Source organism: Streptomyces katrae (genome assembly GCF_002028425.1).
Classification (GTDB): Bacteria; Actinomycetota; Actinomycetes; order Streptomycetales; family Streptomycetaceae; genus Streptomyces; species Streptomyces katrae_A.
Window position 1 is genome coordinate 176,835 of sequence record NZ_CP020042.1, and the last position, 21,415, is coordinate 198,249.

A 21,415-nucleotide genomic window follows, 5' to 3' on the forward strand; every position below is an offset into this window, starting at 1 on the left:
TAGGGCTTGGCGGTACTTGCCAGGAGCGATCGATCGCCCGGTCGAGTCGCTCCAGGAAGGCGGTGAAGGCCGCCGCGTTGTTGCGGGCGATCACCTCTGTGAGGACCTCACCGGTGCGCACCCCGAGAGCGGCGACGAGGGAGACGGTGCCGTAACGCCGGTACTCGAACTCCTGCCGGGCGGGTTCACCGGGGCGGGCGGGACGACCGGGATGGCAGCGTGAACGGGCGGCGATCGCGGTCTTCTCGTCGATGGAGAGCACCACCGTTCTCTGCCGTGGATCGAGGTAGAGGGCGCACACCGCGGACGCTCGCTGCCAGAAGTCGGGGGTGTCCCGGCGGGTGAGCCAGCCACGCACCTTGTGCGGCTTCAGGTCCAGACCGGCCAGGATCCTGCCGGCCTGGGAGGCGGAGACCGACACGAAGCAGGCGCTGGCCACGTGCTGGGCGACTGCCCGGTGCGACCAGGTCGCCTCCGGGTGCGGCGGCATGCTGGTTGCTGTGGCCACGATCGCTATGCGGACCTCGGGCCCGTAGATCTTCGGCCGCCCCGACCGTTCGGCATCCCGCAAGCCGTCCGGGAGAGCCTGCCGCTGTGCCGACTGCGTTTCACCGGCGTACTACATACCTGGGGCTTCGCCCTCTATCTGGCCGGCAACGACAGCTACCGGGACAACATCCTGTCCAGCGGACTGCCGGCCGGCTCCCCGGAGGAAGCCCTCGACTGCGCAGGCGACCTCTACCTCAACGCTCTCGCGCCGGCCATCCGGGTGCCGGCAGGACTCGTCCTCCTCGTCGGTCCACCAGCCTCGGGCAAGACCAGCTTCGTTCAGGCACTGATCACGCGCCGGCAGATCGACGCGGAAGCCGTGGTGTCCAGCGACGAGATTCGCGCTGAGCTTTCGGCACCTCACCCCCGGAAGCGGAATCCGACGCAGCGGACGCACGCATCTTCGAGGAACGTGACCGCAGGATCATCGCCAGGCTCGCCGCCGGGCACAGCGCAGTCGCCGAGTCAACGAACGTCACGCCGCAGGCACGCGCACGACTCATCGCCAGGCGCTTCAACGCGCCGGTGACCATGCTGCGATTCAACCCGGACGTCCCCGACCTCCTCCAGCAGTACACCGAGCGAGGCCGCACGGACCTCACCGCCGCGGACGTCCGTTCCTACGCCGCCATCATGACCCGGGACGCCAGCGCCGACCAGCTCCGCTCCGAGGGCGCAACCACCGTCCACGATGGTCCCGGACGTCGCCAAGCGACCACGCCCGCCGAAGCCGCCGCGCTCTTCTACTTCGCCTGACACATCCGACGCGTCCAGATCAGCCTTCCGATACCCCTCCACGAACTTCCGCGGAGCAGCACTAGGCAGCTGCCTGGGCATGATGAGTACGAAGACCTGCCGACCCTGAGTACGCCCGCGCAGGCGAACCGGCGCCGGGGCCGATTGGCTGTACCCATGGACGAGACAACCCCCTCCCTGACCACCGACCGCGCCGCCGAAACCCCTGCGACGGACGTGGTGTTGCGGTGGGTCACGACCTTGGCGGTGGCCCTGATTCCGGTGGCATTTGTCTTCGGGGCCCTGGCCGGGATGGCCGCAGAGGTTCATCCTCAGACCGTGGCGGTCGTCACGGTCTGCTGGTTTGGGTCCTGGACGGCCACTCCACTGCTCGTGGTGGCCTTCTGGCTGTGCCGGCGCCACCCCGCTCTGGCCAGGGCGGGACGCTGGGCAGGGTGGGTCGCGACGGTCCCCCCGACGGTCACGATCCTGCTGGCCCTTGGCCTGTAGACGGCGGCCTTGCAGCGGGCGCGCATTGCCGCCCGGCGGTTCGTCAGCGAAGGCCGGCCGTCCCATGGGCGTTGTCCCTTGCTCACATCCGCCAAGGGAACCGCTCACCCGTCAAGTGAAGCGCTCAGTCGCAGCGAGGGACGTGAGCCCGCCTTGGACATAGGTGACCACAGTGGGACGTCGTTGTGGTCGACGTCGGTGCCTTCGACCTGGACGCGTACGCCTTCGCCGGTCTCGCCGCCGGAGCCTCGGGCTTCCTGCTGAAGAACACCAGGCCGGAGGAGCTGCTCACCGCGATCCGCAACGTCGCGGCGGGCGACGCGGTGCTCTCCCCGCGGATCACCCGGCGCCTGCTGGAGGACTTCCGTCCGCACCTGCCCTACGGCGGCGCCGCCGTCCGCGACGAGCGGCTGGAGCGGCTGAGCGCCCGTGAGCGCGAGGTGCTCGTCGAGGTCGGCCGCGGCCTGTCCAACGCCGAGATCGCGGCCACGCTGTACCTCGCGGAGGCGACCGTGAAGTCCCATCTGGGGCGGATCCTGCACAAGCTCGAACTCCGCGACCGGATCCAGGCCGTGGTCTTCGCCCACGACAACCGCCTGGCCCGCCCCGCCTGAGAAAGTGTCGGGTACTCGGGTACTCGGGTGATCACTCGTTCTTGAGGTCGTCGGCGAGGCGGCGGGCTGCTTCGGCGACTTTGATCACCGCTTCGGCGTACGCGGTCTTGCGCTGGGGCCGGGACGGCTTCGATGCGGCGCTCCCGCAGTGCGGCGGCTCTTGCTTCCTCGGCCGTCCAGGGGGCGTCGGGGAGGTGGTGGGTCCGGAAGGCCCCCGGGATGTCCGAGAGCCGTCTCGCTCGTACAGACCTACGACCTCCCGGTCGAGCCACGTCCTTCTGTGGCATGACCGGGAGGTTCCCAGCTGGTCTCCTTGAAGGTATGGCCAGCCGGAACCCCGGGGCTCTCGAAACAGAGGGGCAACCGGAGTCACCGGGAGTCGTGGACGCCTCCGGCCCGGCCGGACGGCACTCCCAGCAGGGCTCCAAGGGCCCCGGACTCACTCGACGCTCAGATGGGGCGGGGCCGAGCCATCTGTTTCGATGGGGGTGATGAGACCGGTCCAGGACCTGGCTTCCTCGACAGGGTCGTTCCACGTCACCTCGACATCGGTCCCGTGGAATTCTCGCGCAAGCCTCACCACCATCGTGGTCGCAGCGCCCTTCGCCTCAAGCGGAGCAGCGTCGACGGGTATCTCTGCGAGACCCCCGCAGATCATCGAGCCCTTCTCGTAACCGATGCTGTGGCGCCAGCCTTCCGGCGTCGCCAGGAGGACGATGTCCTTCGGCATGCCGAAGGGAGGCTGCCACTTATCGTCCGACTGTCGTCTCATCACATGGCCATCCAACAGCGGCCACTGCCTGGCGGTGAAATGGGGGTTGTTGACCCCGCCGCTGGGCTCCTGTCTCCCGAGCAGGCGGTGGCGCGCCTAAGGGTACAGCGGTGGTGGTCGTACCGGTCCGGACGATGTTTCGTACTGACGTGCTGGCGTACGGAAGCCGTCACCGGTCCGGTCGAGCCTGCGCCGCCGGGCGATGCTCCCGCGGCGGTCGGGCCGATGGGTGAATCGAGGCCGGCGGGGTCGCGCCGGCTGTCCGTCGGCTGGTACATCGCATGTGACAGCGATGTACGGAACATGTCACAGGGCTCGTACGGCCAGGTTCCGTTGCTTTCCCCGGAGCCCCATCGGTGGGATGTTTCAGGCCGGAGCGGCCCGCCGCAGGCCGCAGGGAGGGATGGGGTGGACACCTTGACACACCGCCAACACCGCACCACTGGTAAGGGAAGAACCTCCGGAAGGGCACGGGGAATCTGCCGGACCGGAGCAAACGGCACGACGCGGCACAGCTGGGCGGTGGTGACCGCCACGGCAATCGCCTTGGCCGCGTCCCTGACCCTCGGCGCCGCAGGAGACGCGGGGGCGGCGGGGGACCACCCGATCGTCTTCGCCCACTACACCGCGGCAGCCCCCACGGAGGACCTCTACGCGATCTCCCCCAGTGGCGGCACGACCGTCAAGCTCACCCACACCCCCACCGTCAGCGAGGTCATGCCCAGTTGGTCCCCGGACGGCAAACGGGTGGCCTTCGTCCGCTACGGATCCGGTGGCGCCATCGACGGCATCTGGACGATGAACACCACGGGCAGCGACCTGAAGGCCGTCCCCGGCACCAAGGGCGCCTCCGACCCGGCGTGGTCCCCGGACGGCAAGCGGATCGCCTACGCCAAGCCCGTCGGCACCCAGCGCGAGATATACGTGGCCGACATCGACGGCACTCCTGCCACCCGGCTCACTCATACCGCGGCTGACGACCTCCATCCGACGTGGTCCCCGGACGGCAAGTACCTGGCGTTCAACCGAGCGGACGCGGGCGGGCACAGCCGGGTGATGAAGATCCGGCTGTCCACGCTGGCCCAGACGCCGGTCACCGGGCCGAGCTCCCACGACTGGACGCCCGACTGGTCGCACGGGAACCGGATCGCCTTCAGCCGAGTGGACTCCTCCGGCTTCGCCCACCTCTACCTCGTCCGCCCCGACGGCACCGGCCTCCACCGCATCACCGCGGCCCGCGCCAACGACAAGAACCCGTCCTGGTCGCCGGACGGCAACAGCTTGGTCTTCACCAGAGGCGGCGTTGACGATGCGGACCCCGAACACCTCTACCTGGTACGGGCCGACGGCACCGCACTGACCCAGCTCACCAAGACCGACTCCCATGACCTGGAGGCCGACTGGCGCCCGTGAACCGCCAGTCGGAGGCGGGCACCCCGACGGGGTCGGCGAACGAGGGCGCCGGCCCGCCCCGGCCCGCGCCGGCCCCGCGCCGGCCCCGTGGGCGCACCCTCGCCTCGAACGCCGAGGAAGTGCCCGGCCTTGCGCGGCGCTCTGGCTTCGCCGGCCGCCCGGGGGCGCGGGGCCGATACCGTGGCGGGTCCCCGGCCGCCGGCGGCGCTGCTCGGGCAGGAGATCCGGCGGTTGCCCACGTCCCGCAGGGTGGTGGCGCTCACCTTCAACGCCGCGTGGGACGAGAGCGGCCTGGACACGGTCCTGGCGGAGCTGCGCCGGCGGAAGGCACCCGCCACGTTCTTCCCCACGGGAATGTACGCCGAGGCCCGTCCGGCGGCCGTGCGTGCGATGGCCGAAGCAGGGCACGGGCTGGGCAACCACTCCTACAGCCAACTGTACTTCGACGACATGAGTACGCGGGAGCGGTCCCGGGAGGTCCGCGCGGCGGATGCTGCGATCCGTACGGCGTCGGGGGCCGAGCCCCTGCCGTTCTTCCGGTTCCCGTACAGCTCCACGACCGAGGATTCGGTTGCTGACGTCAACGACCTGGGCTACGCGGCGATCGAGTTCACCAACGACACGAACGGCTACCTGGGGTCGGGCGGCGGCATGACCGTGAACGAGGCGGTCCGCAGGGCGGTGGACTCGCTGGAGCCCGGGGCCGTCCTGCAGCTGCATGTCGGGAGCAGCACGGGCGACGGGGTGGTACTCGACGCCGAGGCCCTGCCACGGATCATCGACGCGAGCCTGGAGGAGGGGCACGCGGTCGTGGACCTGCGCGAGTTCCTCACGGCGGCCCCGTAACGACGACGACGTGGCCGGCACCGCCGTGCCGCGCCGGGCCGGCCGAAGGCCTGGTTCGCCGGCTCCTTCATTGCGACAGGCCGGCTTCACGGTCAGCGGCAGCGACCTCCTCGTGGAAGCGCTTGTGGACCCAGTGGCGCTCGCCGAGGAGGTTCAACCGGCCCCATCGCCCGGACACCGGGCCGAGTTGTGTGTGGCGCGGCAGCGTGGCCACCAGCGACCGCGGCTTGGCGCCACCCGAGAGTTTGCTGCTCTCCAGCACATAGATGGCGCTCTGGGTGACCGCCACGCAGCGGTACTTGATCCAGAACATCGTCAGGCCCGTGAGATACGTGATGAGGAAGTAGGCGAAGCTCGGAGCGGCCTGGCAGATGAACACCTGCCGGATCTCGCTTCCCTCGGGCAAGAAGGGGGCCGAGCGCTCCACCAGGTCGGTTCGCGAGCTCATATGAACGTCAGGTCGATGAGTCACCAGTGATTCGTACCACGTCTCGTCATGTTACGGCCGGGTACGTAGGCGGGCCCAGCCCGACCACTCCACGTCGTCCACGTGATCAACCATATCGGGGTCGGGGGCGGCACCAGGACTTCGCTACGACGCAGCCGACCCCTGAACAGGTGCCGCACCTCGCCGGCCGGACCGACCGTCCGGCCAGCGCACGCCGCGGCGTCAGGTGCCATCCGTCCCAAGCCCCTGTGGACCATTCACTGGAGCTCGGCTGGAAGCCTATGAAAGAACTCGACCAGGTCTTCCTTCACTTGCCTGATCCATGAGTGCACGGACTCCATCGAATAAAGGTCCATACGAATGGAATTGGATTCCGTGGACGACAAGTGAAACTCGGCGCGGCCCAAGAATCTCTCAATCTCCTCGGGAGGAGCTTCCCTCACGCGCATCAGAAGATCCGCAACAAAGGCGTCGACCTGAAACCTGTCGTACCCCTCGGTCCGACCGGCGTTGCGACGAGGCCGTTGCAGCACTGGCTGAACCCGACTGGCCAGCCAACGCCGGGCTTGGTCGCCCTGGAAGCGAACTCGGTGTTCCTGGTCTCCGTCCTTGGTCGCAGCCGCCTCCTGCACCATGCCCACAAGACCGTCAACCCGCCTACGCAGCTCTTCAAGCTCACCCCGCTGAACAACTAACTGCTCCTGGAGCTCACGGACCGTCGGGGCCTTCGGCCTCACCGGCGCAGCCTCCGCCGCGTTGCCGCGGGCTCGCAGCCAGGCACCCTGGTTCCTTGGGGCGTAGACCCTCACCAGGCCAAGCACCGTGTCCTCCGACGGGAACCCGCCGGTGCCATGAAGCACCCCATGCACGGTCGCGAGACCCTTCTGGATCGCCCTCTGGCTGCGGCCGGAGGCTTTGAGCAACTGGCCCAGTGACTGGACAAACGCCGCCGCAGTCCTGCCGTTCGGCTCGACAGCCCCCACCCTGCATCACCCGTTCATCACGTGTTCGCCGCGTTCGAAGCCTACCCGCCGAACACCGCGCTGAACTGGGACTTCGATCGATACAGACCGCCACCTGCAGTACTTTTTCGGCACGAACATCAAGAACGCCATCTCCTCCGCACCTCGAGGACACCTCGGACCGCACCGAGGGCCTCAGCCATCGAGGAGCAGTCATGTCGAACCCGTCCACCGCAGCCACCGCGCTGGCCACCGTCGGCTCGGTTCTGGTCACCGCCACCACGAACCTTCCGATCCACCTCACCGCACCAGTGATCGGACTTGTCAGCCTGGCCTTCACCGTCCAACTTGTCCTCCACCAGCGAGTAGCCCGCGTGACGGCACAGACCACTGCCGAAGGCATCACCGCGGCGCGTGAGCGGCGGGAGCGCGCGGCAGCCTTGGAACAAGAGGCCATCGCAGTCGCACGAACCATTCAGGACCCGGTCAAGCGGGCCGACGTCCTCCTGGGTCTGGCCGCACTGAACCAGCAACACGACCAGAACCCGCCGACGGTCCCCCGCCTGACCACAGAACAGGAACGATGAACCCACCTGGCCGGTCTCCCGGGCACCCACACCCGGGAGACCGGACCAAGCGAGCAGCCTTCAAGCTCGCCTCGACGTTCAGACCGCGCGCGCAGCACATGGGCCTGAGGGCGATCGGGGTAGTCGGAGCCGTCGTTCGGCCACCGACGTCCGCGTCTGCCACGAGGCCACCTCCGGCTCTGACGCGCCAATGTGCACCAGCGCTATGTTCTGGTCGCGCGGATCGAACGGTAGCTGCTGGGCACGGGGGCTGGGGTGGCTTTGCTGGAAGCGCTGATCACGACCCTTACCGGGGCGGCCGCCACTACGCCAAGTTCACGATGGTGATCAAGCGCGCACACGCCGACCGTCGCGGCTGGGACTACGACTGGGCCGAGTGGAGCGCCGTTCTGACGCGGGTCAGCTTGATCGCTCCCGCAGAGGTCGCGGGAGAGGTCGACAGCTTTGGTCAGTCGGTCGACCGCTTCCTGGACCGCGTCGCGCGAGAAGTCGATCCGGTCCGTACGCCACTTGGCGAAGAGGAGCTCCGGGAGGCCGGCGCGCAGGTGGCTCAGGCGCAGATGCGCCTGGTCAATGCGATGCGGCGGTCGCTGGGAGGTAGACGGAAGGCGCTGACCTTCTGGATCGGAGGGTCGCACGCCGGCCCGGAGAACCGCGGTTCGTTGTAGCGGTCACAGCCACTCGTTGATGACGGCGATTGTGACCGTGGCCTCGACCTCTCGCGTCGGCCTGGGCCTGCATCCACGGGCGGCCCGGCGGTAGACGGCTTGGGCGCCCGCCCGATCCCCGGCGGTAGAGGACTTCGACACCCTCCAGATCTCCGGTTCTCTTTTCGCGTCCCCGCCAGATCGAGCAGGTAGAAGAGCGCGAGGGGGTGACTCGCGAACGCGGCCTGCCGAAGGAAGGCTTCAGTGCCCTCATGGTCTCCGGCGTCATTACGCTGCTGCGCCAGGTGAAGCAGGGAATCAGGGTCGCCGGCGTCGGCGGCTCGGAGAAGGAGGTGGTGGGCCCACTGCAGGCGGTGCCGAACGCTGGCCGCGTGGGCGAGAGCGCTGAGGTCGTCGGGGTCGGTGAGGTAGGTGTAGGCAGCGTGCCAGAAGGAGGCGGGCGGGCAGAGCCTGTGGCGAGTGAAGCGGCCGTGCTGTTCGAGGTAGTCAGCCATACGGAGGACCGGTCCGGCGCCGGAACGAGCGTGGTGACGGGTGCCCGAGTGCCTGGTGGACGACGTGTGGGACGGGCATGGACGGGCCGCAGAGCGGCTTGCTTGCCGGGAACGGGACGGGCGAGATCGACGAAGGCCGCGGTGGCTTCGTCCTGCCAGTCCCGGGTGAGCTGGCCGTGGTCGTGGGCGGTGAGGTGGTCGGTGGCAGCTTCGATGAGGAAGGCCTGCGGAAGGTGAAGGCCGACGCCAAGGCGACGGGCATCCATCGCGGCCTCTGGAAGCGCCTTTGCGGGCGGGGCTGGTTCGTACCGTCGTAGGAGCTCGGGGGCGCCGACGAGGTCCTGGGTGACACGTCCGTGAGCGTGGGCGGGAGTGAGGGTGTCCTCGAAGAAACGGTCGCCGCCTTCGGCGAGGGTGGTTGCAGCGTCGTGCGCTTCCCGGTCGAAGGTGTCGGGAACGGTGACGGTCAGTCCGGCTAGAGCTCGCGGACACGGCTGTGCGGATCGGGGTTCGCCGGGGCGGGGCACGGGCCACAGGGTGCCCAGGACGGGGACCGGCCCACGGTCGGAGTCCGTGAGAAGGGTTTGGAGAGCGGCTGCGAGGCGCTCGCCCGGCCTCCGGGAGGCCCAGGTAGTGCTGCGCCTCGTTGAGCCACACCACCGTGCGGGGCTGCCACACGGTCGAGGTCGGCGAGCGCGGCCTTGGCCCGGGTTGGATCGTAGGGATGCCAAAGACACCAGCCCTGAGCGGCGAGCGGCTGCACTGCCTCCCGGCAGGCCCGTGTCTTGCCAGTCGAGGACCATCCGACGAGGACCGCCATTCGGCTGCGGCCATCGTCATGTGTCGGTCGTGGGCGCGCCGGACATGGCCGGGCAGGGCCCGGTTCGACCGGGCTCCGGAATCGACCGTGGGTGTGGTTCCGGCAACTCGCCACCGCCGTAGTCGTCGTGCTCGCGCTCCTGGCCGCCGCGGCTGCAGGCACACTCGCCCCCCTCGACAGCCTAATTCCTCCCTTGAGCCTTCCCCCACCGCTCACGTCCTGGACATCAGTCAGTCCCCAGCGCGTGAGTGGGGAAGGCTGGTATCAGCTGGCCGCGGCCGGCTCGGTGGCTTTGTTCACGGGTCGTGAATTCCGTTCTTCATGACTCCGGGAGGCGTCCGCCGAGTCGGGGATGTCGATGTTCACGAGTCTCATGTGAACAGAGCCAACCCACCGCCTTGCTGAGTGGATCAACAGGAGCGAAGATGCCCGGGTTGTCGAGATCAGGGGAGACGCAGTGAGTCTGGGAACGGTGGCAGTTACGGGAGCGGCGGGCAGCATCGGTTCCGTGGCGCGGGAGGCGCTGCGGGGCGCGGCGGAGCGGTTGATCCTGCTCGACCGCGTGCCGCTCCGCCCAGAGGCCGAGAACGAGGACGTGCACACCGTGGACCTGCGGGACGCCGCCGCTGTGGAGTCAGCCCTTGCAGGAGCCGACCGGGTGCTGCACCTGGGCGGGGTGCCCGACGAGGCGCCGCTCCCCGATCTGCTCGAAACCAATGTGCTCGGCACGCACCACGTCCTGGAGGCTGCGCGGCGCACGGGAATCGAGCGTGTGGTGCTGGCCAGCAGCAATCGTGTCACCGGCTTCTACCCCGCCGCGCACCTCACCGGCCCGCAGGAGCCGGTACGCCCCGACGGCCTCTACGGGGTGAGCAAAGCCGCCCTCGAAGCGCTAGGACAGTTGTATGCCGACAAGTTCGGCCTGTCCGTCATCTGCCTGCGCATCGGCAGTTTCGAGCATCTGCCTACCGAGCCCCGGCACCTGGCGACCTGGCTGAGCCCGCGCGACGCTGTCGGCTACCTGCGGGCCGCCCTGGTCGCACCGCCCTCCATCCGCTTCACCACGGCATACGTCGTTTCCAACAACACCCGCCGTTTCTGGGCACTCCCCGACCCGGCGGAACTGGCCTACACCCCCGTCGACAACGCCGAACTTCATGCCGCAGACATTCCCGCGGCGGACTCCCCGACCGACCCGGCCACGCCCCAGGCCGGCCCCTACGCCCTACCGCAATTCACCCTCAAGCACCTTCGGCCCTGACGCTCATATCCACCGCCGGGATGCGTGCCGGCAGCAGTTCCGCTGTCGGGTCGTAGCGGTCCGACTTCGGTGGCAATCAGCCCAGCTTCAGTGTCAGAGGACATCGCCCACCGAGGTCTGGCAGGCTGTGGCTCGCAGGGAGGCGTCGCGTCTGCCGCAGAAGGGGGCCCGGGTGGCAGGGATCGAACGTGAGCCGGCGGAGGTGCGGATACCCAAGGGCGCCATGGACGCCTTCGCCGCAGCGCTGAGCGTGCGCACCGTGGCCATGCGGACCTGGCCCGACGGCATCGAGTGGATGTACCCCGTGGGGACGTGGGAGCAGGCGCACCTGGAGGTGGCCCTCGTGCCCGGCGGTGAAGAGGTGTGGCTGCGGATGTCCACTGACCGCTCCAGCGTCGCCGTGTGGACCATCCAGCAGTGGTGGGACTTCGCTGGGCAGCTGCCCGGCGCGCCGCCGCTGGACTGAGCCGCGGCGGGTGCAGCCTTTCGCGATGGTCCGGCTGATGCCGAACGGGATTTCCTCCGCCAGTTGGAACAGCGGCTCCAGGACGCCGTGGAACACGGGGTCGGTGTGGGGCGGGCAGTGCTCGGTCAGCAGACAGTCTGCGGCTTCCTCCCTGGTGCGGGGGTGGGCTGCGTCCTGGTCTGCGGCGATCTCCAGGACGAGGTCGCTCGCGTCGTCCACCCCGTCACGCACCCACCAGGGTCCACCGCTCCGCTGTGCGCGTGCGTTCATCAAGGAGGTCTTGTTCACGCTCCGGCACAAGGTCGGCCACCGGCACCGACAGCGCCTCGTGCGGCCGACCCAACGTCGGCTCCTGGCACAGCTCCCCCACCGTCGCGGCCGGCAAGGGCGGCTTCGCCATCGCGACGCGCTCCAGCACGGTGACGCCCAGGGCGGCCGCCGCGGCCGTGTACCGCCAGGCGATCAGCGCCACGTGGCGCTCGTACGCGGTCGCGCCGCGCGCGATCTCCTGGACGGCCTGCCCGTAGATCGGGAACGTCGTGTGCGTCTCGTGCATGTCGGCCACGTCACCGCCGCTTTGAAGCCGGTCCCAGAGAGCGCTTGCCGACTGCAACTCGTAGCGCGCGGTCACGAACGCCGCGTTCAACGACCGCAGCGCCCCCACCTCGATCGTCGTCAGCGGGCCGCGCTCATCGAACACGCCACCGACCCGGAGCTGTACCCGGCCACGATCTGGGCCAACTGGCTGTGCGGCGACCACGAGCCCCTCCACCTCCGCCGCGTCCTGGCCGAGTTCGCCGAGGGCATCGCCACGGACGGCACCGTGGTGGAGAAGGGCTTCCTCGGGTCCGTGAAGGTGTTAGGCGAGCGCGTTGACACCAAGAACTGCGACTCCGTCTACTGGGCCGATGTACGCGGCTCCGTTCCCGATCCCGTCCAGGCCGTCGGCCGCGCCCTGCGGATGCAGCCCGGCGAGGGCAAGGTGACCTCGCTCGTGGTGCCGATCCTCCTCGGGCCCGGCGAGACCGCAGACAGCATGCTCACCCGCCGTGCGTACGGCGGCCTCGCCAAGCTCCTCGAAGCGCTCCGGGCCCACGACGCGCGGATCGTGGAGACCCTTGCCGAGAAGCAGGCCCCAAGCCGCTACAAGCCCTTCAGCAGGGACGACAGCAGGAAGAGCGGAACGGGAGCGGCTAGGGCTCCGAGGGTGTCAGCGTCCCCGCCAAGGCCCTCCTGAAATTCAGCATCCCCCGAGACCCGGGGGGCTCTCCGCATTCATCAACCTCCGCATCCTCAACCCCGAACACGAGCACTGACGCGCGGAGTGGAGGCCGCCGTCATCTACGCCCGCGAACACGGCGACCCCAAGGTGCCGTTCACGTTCCGGGTTCCGGCCGCCGTCGAGGACGCCGAGGCGTCCGGGTGGCCAGCCTCCCTCGCCGGGTTCCCCCTCGGGCAGTGGACCGCCGACGCCCGCCGCTTCTACAACCGCGGCGACATGGACGACGAGCGCGTTGCTCAGCTGAAGACGCTCGGCATGGTCTGGTCCCACGCCGACACCGCCTGGGCCGAGGGCCTGGTCCGCCCGCGGCTGGGCCGCCGAGCACGGCCACCTCCTGGCGCCGCTGGATGCTGCCTTCCAGGGCGCGCAGGTGGGGGTCTGGTTGAAGGACGCGCGGGCCGCTGCGCGGAAGGCACAGGACATCGGGCAGCGGCGGGCCGCAGGGCTGCCGGTGGAATCGTCGGCCGGGGCTATGACGCGGGCGCGGCGTGATCAGCTGGAAGAGATCGACCCGTCCTGGTGCCCGGTGTGGCCGGTGACGTGGCAGCGCTGCATCCACCTCGTCCGCCAACACCTGGACACCGGCCAGGCACTGCCCACCATGGCGGGCGAGGTCGTGCGCCAAGCCGAAGGCCTCGGCCTGTGGGTCACCTCCGTCCGGCACGGGCGGGACCAACTGACCGGCGTGCAGCAGTGGATGTGCGAGCAGATGCTCGGCATCGAGCCCGCGACCGAGGAGGAGAAGCCGAAGCCCCGAACGAGCCAGGGCGTGGACGAGGTGATCCTGCTCGGCAGCCCCGGCGTGGACACGCAGAAGGCGACGGAGCTCGGCGTGGGCAAGGACCATGTTTTCGTCGGCGCCGCCGACAACGATCCGGTCACCCACCTGCCCACGAAGAGCGAGGCGGCGCTCGGCTGGATGCTGGGAGGCCCGGTGGGTGTCCGGGTCGGACGCGACCTCTTCGACGTCGGCCACGACGACCTGTACTTCGGCAAGGACCCCGCGAGCAAGGCCTTCGGGGCACAGCGCTTCCTGGTCGACGACGGGCCCAGGATGATCCGCGACGGCGGCGGGTTCGACGCCCACTCCCAATACTTCACTCCGGAGAAGGACCAGGTGTCAGCGAACAACATCGCCAAGATCGTCGCCGGACATCCTGAGAGCATCGTGAGGGAGAAGCACCGATGAAGCGCACCCCACGGACCATTCGCCTGGCCTGTGCGATGGCCGTGGCCGGCGCGTTGCTCGCCGGGTGCGGGCTGTTGGGCGACACCAAGAACGGAAGAGAGGCAGTTGCAGGCATGGACATGCAGGGAGCGGCGGAGCGCGCCGATGCGATGTTCTACACGACGGTCGCAGCGATCAAGCCCGAGATCGAATGGGTCCACGGCACGACGACGACCGGCAGCTGCGACGTGACCCGCTACTGGACCGTGATGACGGTCGTCTCCGATCAGCGCCGCGGCAACTTCCTCGGTGTCGTGGAGAGTTTCTGGAAGGCCAGCGGCTATCGGATCAAGACAGTGAATCCGAGCAAGGACATGCCGGAGATCTACGCCACGTCCCCGGACGGCTTCGGCATCATGGTCACGTTCGGTCACGCTGGGCAGGCCTTCTTCGAAGTCACCAGCCCCTGCGTGCACGAGTCGAAGGTGGCCGCGCCCACGAAGGTGGCGAACGGCCGCACCTACGAAGGCGACATCCCCACCCCCAACGTCCGCTCCGACTTCTGGTCCGCCGATACCCCGGCACCGGGCCCCGCCCCTTCGTCCTGACCTCAGAGGCGGCGCAGGGCCCAACGCCGTCAGCCGCAGGCTTACCCGCGACGGAAGCGACACCGCCAGCCGCGGGCGTTCTCAGCGGTCGCAGCGGCCTCCGCCTCCAGGCGGTCGCGGTCGGCCTGGCCGGGGGCCACGACGGTCTTGTCCTCGCACGGCTCGCACAGCGTCGGGTGGGTCGGGGAGGTCTTCGGTGTAGGCGAGGCGGGTGTGGTCGTCGAGGGCGGTGTGGAGGTAGGCCCAGGCGCTGCCGGTCTTGTTTCGGCGTCCTTCGGCTCTGCCGAGGGCCTGGTGGCCGCCGCCGTCGGGGATCCGGCCGAGTTTCTTGACGCCGATGTGGACCAGCTCGCCCGGGCGGGCGCGTTCGTAGCGGCGGACGGGTTCGCCGGTGGCCCGGTCGAGTGCGGCCAGGGGTGGCAGGCCGTGCCGGGCGAGGATGCGGTGGGCTGTGGAGGGTGCAATGCCGGCACGGGCGGCCAGCCGCAGTGGGCCGATCCGGTGTTCGCGCCGCAGCCGCAGCGCGTGTTCCTCCACGGCGGCCGGCGTTCGCCGGGGCTGGTGGCGGGGCCGGCTGGAGCGGTCACTCATTCCGGCGATGCCCAGAAGCCGGTAGCGGCGGGGCCAGCGGGCGGCGGTGGTGTGGCTGACCTGGAAACGTTCGGCGGCCCGCCGCACGGGCCAGCCGTCGTCCACCAGGCGAAGTCGTCCGGTCTCGGTCGGCCTCCTGTCTTCGGTGCAGATGTCGCAATCCACACCGAACCCGGAGGCCCTCACCCATTTCGAGAACCCAGCACGCGTGTCACCAACGTCCCGGGACAACACACCTAGCGCGGTGACGGACACGTAGGTGTCGTCCACCCGCTCCGCGAAACCGCAGGCGATGAGCCGATCGACCGCTTCTGCCGTTTCGTCGACGGTGATGAGCTCCAGCGGCAGCAGACACAACGCCAATGTGAAGTTGTCGAACGTCTTGGCCTCAGCCTGGAGCAGGGCCAGCCGAAGCAGTGCCGCTGCCTCGTAGGGTACGGCGCTGGGTCGACCAGGACATCCCTGTGCCAGGCCGCCACGAGCGTATCGGCCACCTACGGCTGCAGCTCCCTGAACACACGGTCCTCATCCCTGGGGAGGATCCGGAACGTCGGCAAGGGTTCCATGGGCTGCTGGGCATCGCGGATCCGCCCGCGGTGCAGCTGGGATCGCCCAGCCCGGTCCGGGGCGCACTTCTCCCCTGGTCTGGCACGGCATGGGGGACAGCTACGGCTGCGGGCGCGTTCACGGACAGCTGGTGGCACTGCTCGACTCACGCAGGACAGTGTTCGCTCCGTCGGCCTTACCCGCCGGCTCCGCCACGCCAAGGCACTGGAGGAGCCTGACGCCGCCTTCCTGAACGACGCGGCCGGAGACAGCGTGTACGTCCGCGGCCTTCGAATCTGTGGGTTCGAAGGCCGCGGGCGGCCCCGTGGCTGCCCGGTGCCGGCCCGGCCTGGGCAGCGCAGCGCGCACCGTCTCAACGGTGCCCTTGGCGCGGGGTCATTCCAGGTCGCTGGGCAATGTCACGGCGAGCTTTCCGTCCTCGGCCATGCCACGGATACTGATCCGCTGCTGGTCGAACTGGTCCCAGTCGCACTGGATCCGGAAGACCTTGTGTGAAGGCACATTGCTGACGTCGAGAGTCGTGGTGAAGTCGCCGGCCTCCGTAAGGAGACGAATTGCTTCGCGTGCATCCTGAGCGTCTCCTCCGATGAGCCGGGCCAGCCGGTCCAGGCTGGTCACGATCTCCTCGCGGCGCAGTCCGTCAGGCTCGAACAGCTCGATGATGCGATACGAGGGTCCCTCGTACGCACTGTCGATCAGCAGCTGCCGCTGAACAGCGGCTTCCTCTTCATCGAGAGGGAACACGTCGGCGGGCACAGGCGCCGGCACCTTGGGGAAGATCCGTGGCGTGCCGGACGCATCGGGGAGTTCGTAGACGACCCCTGCTGCCAGCAGCAGGTCCAGCACATCGGCGTGGGTACGTAGTGGCGGCCGCCCGTGGTGAGCCGCGTACAGCGCAGCAGTCTCGATGAGCTCGGGCTGTCGGGCCTGCTCATCCTCATCGAGGTCATCCGGGTCTTCCCAGCACGGGGCTTCCAGGTCGCCTTGGGGGTTCCCGCTGTTGCGGAGTCCCAGCTTGAGGTCCTCGCGCGTGGCACCGTTTTCGGCGATGCCCACCCCCAGCAGAAGAAACAGGAGCGAGTACGGCCGCATCCGCGACCAGCCACTCCGCATTACTTGCTGCAGATAGTGCTCGCGATCCTGCTCAGTCCAGCTTGCGGGCGGTGTCAAGGCGACCACGTGACTCTCCTTCGCAGAACAGGGGAAAGGTGAAGCATCTCAGCATGCGGTGATGCGCAGGGGGCAGTTCCCCCGAATCGGTCACGTGCTTCAGGTGGTTGATCCGGTCGGCGGGCCCGGGTTTCGTTGCATCCCATTGGGCGTACCGGCCCCAGCCCCCATGGCGTCAACGGTCACGCCGAGAGGTGCAAGTGCACAGGCCTGCCGGCCCCGGCAATGAGGTAAGTCCTGCCTTCTCCGCCCGGGCCCGGGCCACGGCCAGCGCGTACGACGAACTCCTTGCGCGCTGCCGGTCGGCCTGCCCACGCAGGCGGGCGATCTCAGCCTGGCCGCGGTGCGGCAGCATGATCAACGGTCATGCTCGGGCTGTTCCATCAGCCCGAGCAGTCGTCGAGGTGCCTGTTGCCCCTCCGCCCCCGTTCCGGTGAGCAAGTCCCGCTTCTGACCGCGCAGATCGCTCGGACGAGCAACCCGGGTGGCACCACGGCGATGTGGGTGAGAGACCGTCTGGACGGACTGTGGCGTGACGAGGACTTCGCCGACTGGTACCCGCGTGACGGTCGACCTGGTCTCTCGCCCCCTCAGCCGGCCACTGTCTGTGTGCTGCAGTTCGTTCTCTGCCTGTCGGACCGGCAGGCCGCCGAGGCGGTCCGGTGCCGCATCGACTTCAAGTACGCCATGGCGATGGAGCTGGACGACCCCGGCTTCCACCACAGCGTGCTGGCCGACTTCCGCAATCGTCTCGCCGAAGGAGACCGTGCTGACCGCCTCCTCGACCTCGCGCTCGCCCGCCTCGAGGAGGCCGGCCTGGTCCACGAGCGCACCACCCAGCGCACTGATTCCACGCATGTCCTGGCCGCGGTGCGTGGCCTGACCCGCCTGGAACTGATCACCGAGGCGGTCCGCGCCGCCCTGGAAGAAGTCGCCGGCATCTCCCCTCATCTGCTGGACGAGCTGGTCGATGAGGACTGGGGGCGCCACTACGGCCGGCCGGTCCGCCTGGGCAAGAACCCACCAGGCCCAAGACCCGGATCCTCGCCACCGGCGAGGACGCTGTCCGGCTCCTGCCCTGCCCCACCTGGAACAAGCGGCCCGTGAGCACCAGGTCACCGTTTCCGGGCCGCTGAAGAGCAACCCCACCCGCCAGCACCGCCAAAACGAGGGCTTCGCACGGGACGACTTCCACATCGACTACGACAAGCAGCAGGTCACCTGCCCCCAGGGCCAGATCAGCGCGGGCTGGCACGGCCCCTACCCGACCTCCTCGCCCACCGCGGCCCCGCTGATCGTGGCCAGGTTCACCAAGAGCCAGTGCCGCCCCTGCCCGGTCCGCACTCAGTGCACGCACCAGCACTGCCGACAACGTCCGCACCGTGGGATTTCCCCCGCGAGAGCTCCGCGAGCTGCAACTTCGCGTCCGCACTGAACAACAGACGCCCGAGTGGAAGGCCCGCTATGCGGTCCGCTCCGGAGTGGAGGGCACGGTCAACGAGTTCGCCCACGGACACGGCATGCGGCGCTGCCGCTACCGAGGACAGGGGAAAGCCCACATCCAGCACGTCCTGACGGCCATCGCCGTGAACATCGAGCGCCTCAGCGGACTCCCGCCAACCGAGGAAGCCTCCATGCCCCGTCGGCCAACCGCCTTCCAGAATTACCTCGACCAACGCGAGCTACCCCGGCCGAAGTCCTGGCGAACCCTGGGCACCTCACCTCGGCACCTCCAAGATCCCCGACAGAGTCAAGCTCAACCTCACCTCCGCTTGTCCTCGCGGTCGGCGGCCGAGCACCGCTACCTTGATCGCCCCTTGCTCGCACTCGCCCTACCCCGACTTCCGCTCCGTGATCTGTCAAGGGGGGTGACCACCCTTCCGGTCGGGGGCCAGACGCAATGATCTTGTGCTGGCGTCCTGGCAGAGTCGGTGCCAAGCAAGCAACCGGCCCGTGCGGGCCTACGACCAGGGGGAAGCCCATGCACCGCAAGCGTGTCGCCGCCGCTGTTCTGCTCGCCTCAGCGATCGCCGGGGCGGCCGCGCCCGTGGCGGCGGCGGGGCCGGTCGACCCGGTGCAGCGGCAGCTGGACCTGCTCGTCGACAGCGACGGGGTCCCGGGCGCCCTGGCGTACGACGGCAGGACGACCCGTACCTCCGGTGTCGCGGACCTGGAGTCGGGCCGGCCCATGGTCGATGCGCAGGGGCGGATGCGGCTGGCCAGCGACACCAAGGCGTTCACGGCGGCGGCCGTGATGCGGCTGGTGGCGGACGGTCGGGTCCGGCTCGACGACCGCGCCGGCCGCTACGTGCCGCTGCTCGCCGAACGCCCCGTCACCATCCGGCAGTTGCTCAAGCAGACCAGCGGGCTGCCGGAGTACGCCACGCTGGTCGACTGGACCCGGCCCGGCACTCCCGAGGACTATCTGGCCCTCGCGCTCAAGGAGAAGCCGGTCTTCGACCCCGGCACCGACTGGGGTTACTCCAACACCAACTACCTGGTACTCGGCATGGTGATCGACAAGGCGTCGGGAGTCGGCTTCCGGACGTACGTCGAACGAACGATCCTGCGCCCGCTGCACCTGGACGACACCTACTGGCCCGCCCCCGGCGAGCTGGCGCTGCGCGGGCCGCACGCCCGCAACTACGGCGTCCACCCGGCCGCCCCGGAGGCCGGCCGAGTGGACGTGACCGATCTCCCCGGTTACGAGTTCGGCGCGTCCGGCGGGCTCGTCTCCACACCCAAGGACCTCAACGCCTTCTGGGACGGACTGTTCGGCGGCCGCCTCCTGCCCGACTGGGCGCTGCGCCAGATGACCCGGGACACCACCGAGGTCGGCGGGCGCGACGTCTACCCGGCGGGCAGCCGCTACGGCTACGGCGTCGCCTCGATCCCGCTCAGCTGCGGTGGCGTGTACTGGGGCCACGGCGGCGATCTGCCCGGCAACTCGGTCGGTGGGGGCCGCGCCACGGCGGGCCGCGGAACGGTGACCGTCTACACCACGACCTGGGCTGCCGAGGGCGAGAGCCTGCGCCATCTCCAGGGGGCGGTGGACGCGGCCCTGTGCGCCAAGCGGCGCTAGCCACCGGACGCGCCCTCGTCCTACTCCCCCGACGGCCGTCCGTCCAGGGACGGGTAGGGCGCGCGGTCACCGCCGCGAGACGGGCCATGTGCGAGGAGATGCCGGTGGCCGGCGCCGGCTGCGGCCCCGGCTCCGTTGCGCCGCAGCCGGTACGCGCGGTGGGGAGCCCCACGAGACCCCTACACCTTGCCGATGCCCAACGTGGTCGTCATGGGAAGCAGCCCCGAGCCGATCACCGCGACCCAGAAATCGCCGAGCAGGGCCGCGAGCCGCGTCAGGCTTTCGGAGCCCAGCGCCTCGCACGGCCCGGCGGCGAGCTCGTCCGTGCGGCGCTCGACCTGCGCGCGCAGCGCATGCCCCGCCGCGGTCGCCGTCGCGGGGCCGTGGGGCTCCAACAGGCCTCGCTCCACGAGGCGTTCCCGCGCGGCGGCCCAGTGCGGGGCGCTCCACTGCCGGCTCTGAAAGGTCTCCTCCGGCGCCGCCCCGACGGCGGCGAACGACACGAGTGCCTCCACCGGGTCGAGCCCCGCGGCGAGGAGGGCCGCGACATGGCCGTCCCCGCGGTGCTCGCGCAGGATGGTCGCGGCCTGCCAGAGCACGAGGTGCGGGGCGTCCGGCCAGGCCAGGGCCGCGTTGGCGGCGGCGAGCGGGCGGCCCTCGACGTCGGCGGCCTCGGCCGCACGGCGGGCCAGGCTCGCGGCCTCCGCGAGCTCGGGGCTGTCGACGCGGTCTCCCAAGAGCGCGCGGTAGGCATGGTCGACGGCCCGCTCGCGGGCGGCGAGGACGGCCTCGGGGGACGCGACGTCCCATACGGCGGGGACGTAGCGCCCGACCATCTCCGGGCTGAAGCTGTGGAACACGGACACCACCCGGTCAGGTCCGGCCGCCCCCAGCGGCGCGGCCCGCCAGGCGAAGTAGCTCGGCCACCGCTCGTCGGTCTCGAAGCCGAGGGCGGCGGCCTCTTCGAAGGACTCCGGCGCGTAGTAGAGCACGGCGTGCAGCGGCTCGAGGAGCTGCCACAAGTGCCGTACGCGACCGGGCTCGATGCCGTCCGGCACGGCGTTCTGGTCCGACATGACGTCTCCTCAACAGGCTTGCTCGCCGGGTCCGTGCCCGTCGGGGGCCCGGGCCGCTTCGAACTTGTCACTGACTAGATTGCTCGGCCGACTTGAACTTGTCAACGCCTAGATCCGGCGTAGTCTGTTCACCGTGACCAGCCAGCGCACCTACCACCACGGCGATCTGCGCCATGCCGTCCTGACCGCGGCCCTCGACGTCATCGCCGCCGAGGGCCCCGGCGCCCTGAGCCTGCGCGACCTCGCACGCCGGGCCGGCGTCTCGCACGCCGCACCGGCGCATCACTTCAAGGACCGCACCGGCCTGCTCACCGCGATCGCGGCGGAGGGGTACGACCTCCTCGCCGAGGCGCTCGCGGACGCGCCGGAGCTGCGTGAACGGGGCGTGCGCTACGTGCGGTTCGCCATGACGCATCCGGCGCACTTCCAAGTGATGTTCCAGCCGGAACTGCTGCGCGGGAACGACACGGACCTGACGGCCGCCAGGCAGCGTGCCGGTGAGCAACTGCGCGGCGGAGTGTCCCAGTTGCCCGATGACGGTCGGGGCGAGGACGCCCGGCTGGCGGGAGTCGCCGCCTGGAGCCTCGCCCACGGTTTCGCCACACTGCTGCTGAGCCGGAACCTGAACGGCCCACTGGACGACCAGGACCCCGAGGAGGCCTTCCGGTCGCTCGCCGGACTGTTGTTCAGGTGAGCGAAGAGGCGGCCCCACTGAGGTTCAGGACG

General features: G+C 69.6%; 23 protein-coding genes and 5 pseudogenes. 19 read left to right on the forward strand and 9 right to left on the reverse strand.

Annotated elements, in window-relative coordinates:
* Positions 1-43: 43 nt before the first annotated feature.
* Positions 44-571 (reverse strand): annotated as a pseudogene (locus tag B4U46_RS40515) (IS630 family transposase); the annotation flags it as partial.
* 198 nt (positions 572-769) lie between these two features.
* Between B4U46_RS40515 and B4U46_RS40225 the strand changes: the two are divergent.
* The 4 genes and pseudogenes from B4U46_RS40225 to B4U46_RS00990 all read left to right on the forward strand — a co-directional run.
* The gene (locus B4U46_RS40225) at positions 770-1,078 is read left to right on the forward strand and encodes an AAA family ATPase (RefSeq protein ID WP_335755406.1); all 309 of its coding nucleotides are present in this window, start codon (positions 770-772) and stop codon (positions 1,076-1,078) included.
* Entirely contained in the window at positions 1,075-1,305 is a 231-nt protein-coding gene (locus B4U46_RS38680) for a hypothetical protein (protein WP_237292479.1), read from the forward strand. The genes B4U46_RS40225 and B4U46_RS38680 overlap by 4 nt, the downstream gene beginning before the upstream one ends.
* A gap of 156 nt (positions 1,306-1,461) precedes the next feature.
* Positions 1,462-1,794 carry a hypothetical protein gene (locus B4U46_RS00985; protein ID WP_237292481.1) on the forward strand — a complete coding sequence of 111 codons (333 nt, stop codon included), beginning with the start codon at positions 1,462-1,464 and terminating at the stop codon, positions 1,792-1,794.
* Between the two features lie 185 nt (positions 1,795-1,979).
* Positions 1,980-2,408: pseudogene (locus B4U46_RS00990) on the forward strand (LuxR C-terminal-related transcriptional regulator); the annotation flags it as partial.
* 439 nt (positions 2,409-2,847) lie between these two features.
* Here the strand turns inward: B4U46_RS00990 and B4U46_RS37180 are convergent.
* On the reverse strand, positions 2,848-3,138 hold the full coding sequence (locus B4U46_RS37180; RefSeq protein ID WP_159036854.1) for a hypothetical protein: 291 nt from the start codon (positions 3,136-3,138) through the stop codon (positions 2,848-2,850).
* A 567-nt stretch (positions 3,139-3,705) separates the two neighbouring features.
* On the opposite strand from B4U46_RS37180, the gene B4U46_RS37185 reads away from it, so the two are divergent.
* Together B4U46_RS37185 and B4U46_RS01000 are read left to right on the forward strand one after the other, a co-directional pair.
* The gene (locus B4U46_RS37185) at positions 3,706-4,593 is read left to right on the forward strand and encodes a PD40 domain-containing protein (protein WP_159402048.1); all 888 of its coding nucleotides are present in this window, start codon (positions 3,706-3,708) and stop codon (positions 4,591-4,593) included.
* Between the two features lie 231 nt (positions 4,594-4,824).
* Positions 4,825-5,439 (forward strand): polysaccharide deacetylase family protein, encoded by a 615-nt coding sequence (locus tag B4U46_RS01000; protein ID WP_237292482.1) that lies wholly within the window; start codon positions 4,825-4,827, stop codon positions 5,437-5,439.
* A 67-nt stretch (positions 5,440-5,506) separates the two neighbouring features.
* On the opposite strand, the gene B4U46_RS01005 is transcribed toward B4U46_RS01000, so the two are convergent.
* Together B4U46_RS01005 and B4U46_RS01010 are read right to left on the reverse strand one after the other, a co-directional pair.
* The gene (locus tag B4U46_RS01005; RefSeq protein ID WP_079423188.1) at positions 5,507-5,887 is read right to left on the reverse strand and encodes a hypothetical protein; all 381 of its coding nucleotides are present in this window, start codon (positions 5,885-5,887) and stop codon (positions 5,507-5,509) included.
* Between the two features lie 257 nt (positions 5,888-6,144).
* Positions 6,145-6,870: a hypothetical protein gene (locus B4U46_RS01010; RefSeq protein WP_079423190.1), complete on the reverse strand. Its 726-nt coding sequence runs from the start codon at positions 6,868-6,870 to the stop codon at positions 6,145-6,147.
* Positions 6,871-7,064: 194 nt separating this feature from the next.
* Here B4U46_RS01010 and B4U46_RS01015 point away from each other — a divergent pair, with 194 nt between their 5' ends.
* From B4U46_RS01015 to B4U46_RS01035, 5 genes are all read left to right on the forward strand, one after another.
* Positions 7,065-7,436: a hypothetical protein gene (locus B4U46_RS01015; RefSeq protein WP_079423192.1), complete on the forward strand. Its 372-nt coding sequence runs from the start codon at positions 7,065-7,067 to the stop codon at positions 7,434-7,436.
* 320 nt (positions 7,437-7,756) lie between these two features.
* Positions 7,757-8,104 carry a hypothetical protein gene (locus B4U46_RS01020; RefSeq protein WP_079423194.1) on the forward strand — a complete coding sequence of 116 codons (348 nt, stop codon included), beginning with the start codon at positions 7,757-7,759 and terminating at the stop codon, positions 8,102-8,104.
* Between the two features lie 571 nt (positions 8,105-8,675).
* A complete protein-coding gene (locus B4U46_RS01025) occupies positions 8,676-8,915 on the forward strand; it encodes a hypothetical protein (protein ID WP_079423196.1) in 240 nt (79 codons plus the stop codon).
* A 1,011-nt stretch (positions 8,916-9,926) separates the two neighbouring features.
* Entirely contained in the window at positions 9,927-10,679 is a 753-nt protein-coding gene (locus tag B4U46_RS01030; protein ID WP_237292484.1) for an NAD-dependent epimerase/dehydratase family protein, read from the forward strand.
* 172 nt (positions 10,680-10,851) lie between these two features.
* Positions 10,852-11,145 carry a hypothetical protein gene (locus tag B4U46_RS01035; RefSeq protein ID WP_185117356.1) on the forward strand — a complete coding sequence of 98 codons (294 nt, stop codon included), beginning with the start codon at positions 10,852-10,854 and terminating at the stop codon, positions 11,143-11,145.
* Between the two features lie 223 nt (positions 11,146-11,368).
* Here the strand turns inward: B4U46_RS01035 and B4U46_RS38235 are convergent, their stop codons facing one another.
* Positions 11,369-11,905, reverse strand: a complete 537-nt coding sequence (locus tag B4U46_RS38235) for a hypothetical protein (RefSeq protein ID WP_123995958.1) — start codon at positions 11,903-11,905, stop codon at positions 11,369-11,371.
* 63 nt (positions 11,906-11,968) lie between these two features.
* Between B4U46_RS38235 and B4U46_RS38240 the strand changes: the two genes are divergently transcribed.
* From B4U46_RS38240 to B4U46_RS01050, 4 genes and pseudogenes are all read left to right on the forward strand, one after another.
* The gene (locus B4U46_RS38240) at positions 11,969-12,382 is read left to right on the forward strand and encodes a hypothetical protein (RefSeq protein ID WP_185117375.1); all 414 of its coding nucleotides are present in this window, start codon (positions 11,969-11,971) and stop codon (positions 12,380-12,382) included.
* A 388-nt stretch (positions 12,383-12,770) separates the two neighbouring features.
* Positions 12,771-12,878 (forward strand): annotated as a pseudogene (locus B4U46_RS40520) (hypothetical protein); the annotation flags it as partial.
* A 315-nt stretch (positions 12,879-13,193) separates the two neighbouring features.
* Positions 13,194-13,616 (forward strand): annotated as a pseudogene (locus B4U46_RS40525) (alpha/beta hydrolase); the annotation flags it as partial.
* On the forward strand, positions 13,613-14,203 hold the full coding sequence (locus B4U46_RS01050) for a hypothetical protein (protein ID WP_079423202.1): 591 nt from the start codon (positions 13,613-13,615) through the stop codon (positions 14,201-14,203). The pseudogene B4U46_RS40525 and the gene B4U46_RS01050, both read left to right, overlap by 4 nt.
* A 180-nt stretch (positions 14,204-14,383) precedes the next feature.
* Here B4U46_RS01050 and B4U46_RS01055 read toward each other — a convergent pair.
* From B4U46_RS01055 to B4U46_RS01060, 3 genes and pseudogenes are all read right to left on the reverse strand, one after another.
* Positions 14,384-14,947: pseudogene (locus tag B4U46_RS01055) on the reverse strand (helix-turn-helix domain-containing protein); the annotation flags it as partial.
* A gap of 341 nt (positions 14,948-15,288) precedes the next feature.
* A complete protein-coding gene (locus B4U46_RS40530; RefSeq protein WP_420543149.1) occupies positions 15,289-15,510 on the reverse strand; it encodes a zinc finger domain-containing protein in 222 nt (73 codons plus the stop codon).
* A 226-nt stretch (positions 15,511-15,736) separates the two neighbouring features.
* Positions 15,737-16,540 (reverse strand): DUF6042 family protein, encoded by an 804-nt coding sequence (locus B4U46_RS01060; RefSeq protein ID WP_079423204.1) that lies wholly within the window; start codon positions 16,538-16,540, stop codon positions 15,737-15,739.
* A 600-nt stretch (positions 16,541-17,140) separates the two neighbouring features.
* Between B4U46_RS01060 and B4U46_RS38695 the strand changes: the two genes are divergently transcribed.
* The 3 genes from B4U46_RS38695 to B4U46_RS01075 all read left to right on the forward strand — a co-directional run bounded on the left by B4U46_RS38695 (position 17,141) and on the right by B4U46_RS01075 (position 19,613).
* The gene (locus B4U46_RS38695; RefSeq protein WP_237292486.1) at positions 17,141-17,638 is read left to right on the forward strand and encodes a transposase; all 498 of its coding nucleotides are present in this window, start codon (positions 17,141-17,143) and stop codon (positions 17,636-17,638) included.
* 275 nt (positions 17,639-17,913) lie between these two features.
* A complete protein-coding gene (locus tag B4U46_RS38700) occupies positions 17,914-18,435 on the forward strand; it encodes a transposase (protein WP_079423206.1) in 522 nt (173 codons plus the stop codon).
* A gap of 77 nt (positions 18,436-18,512) precedes the next feature.
* A complete protein-coding gene (locus B4U46_RS01075; protein ID WP_079423208.1) occupies positions 18,513-19,613 on the forward strand; it encodes a serine hydrolase domain-containing protein in 1,101 nt (366 codons plus the stop codon).
* A 179-nt stretch (positions 19,614-19,792) separates the two neighbouring features.
* On the opposite strand, the gene B4U46_RS01080 is transcribed toward B4U46_RS01075, so the two are convergent.
* Complete coding sequence (locus B4U46_RS01080) at positions 19,793-20,689, reverse strand: SCO6745 family protein (RefSeq protein WP_079423210.1); 897 nt, start codon at positions 20,687-20,689, stop codon at positions 19,793-19,795.
* A gap of 133 nt (positions 20,690-20,822) precedes the next feature.
* On the opposite strand from B4U46_RS01080, the gene B4U46_RS01085 reads away from it, so the two are divergent.
* Positions 20,823-21,383, forward strand: a complete 561-nt coding sequence (locus B4U46_RS01085; RefSeq protein ID WP_079423212.1) for a TetR/AcrR family transcriptional regulator — start codon at positions 20,823-20,825, stop codon at positions 21,381-21,383.
* Positions 21,384-21,415: the final 32 nt, after the last annotated feature.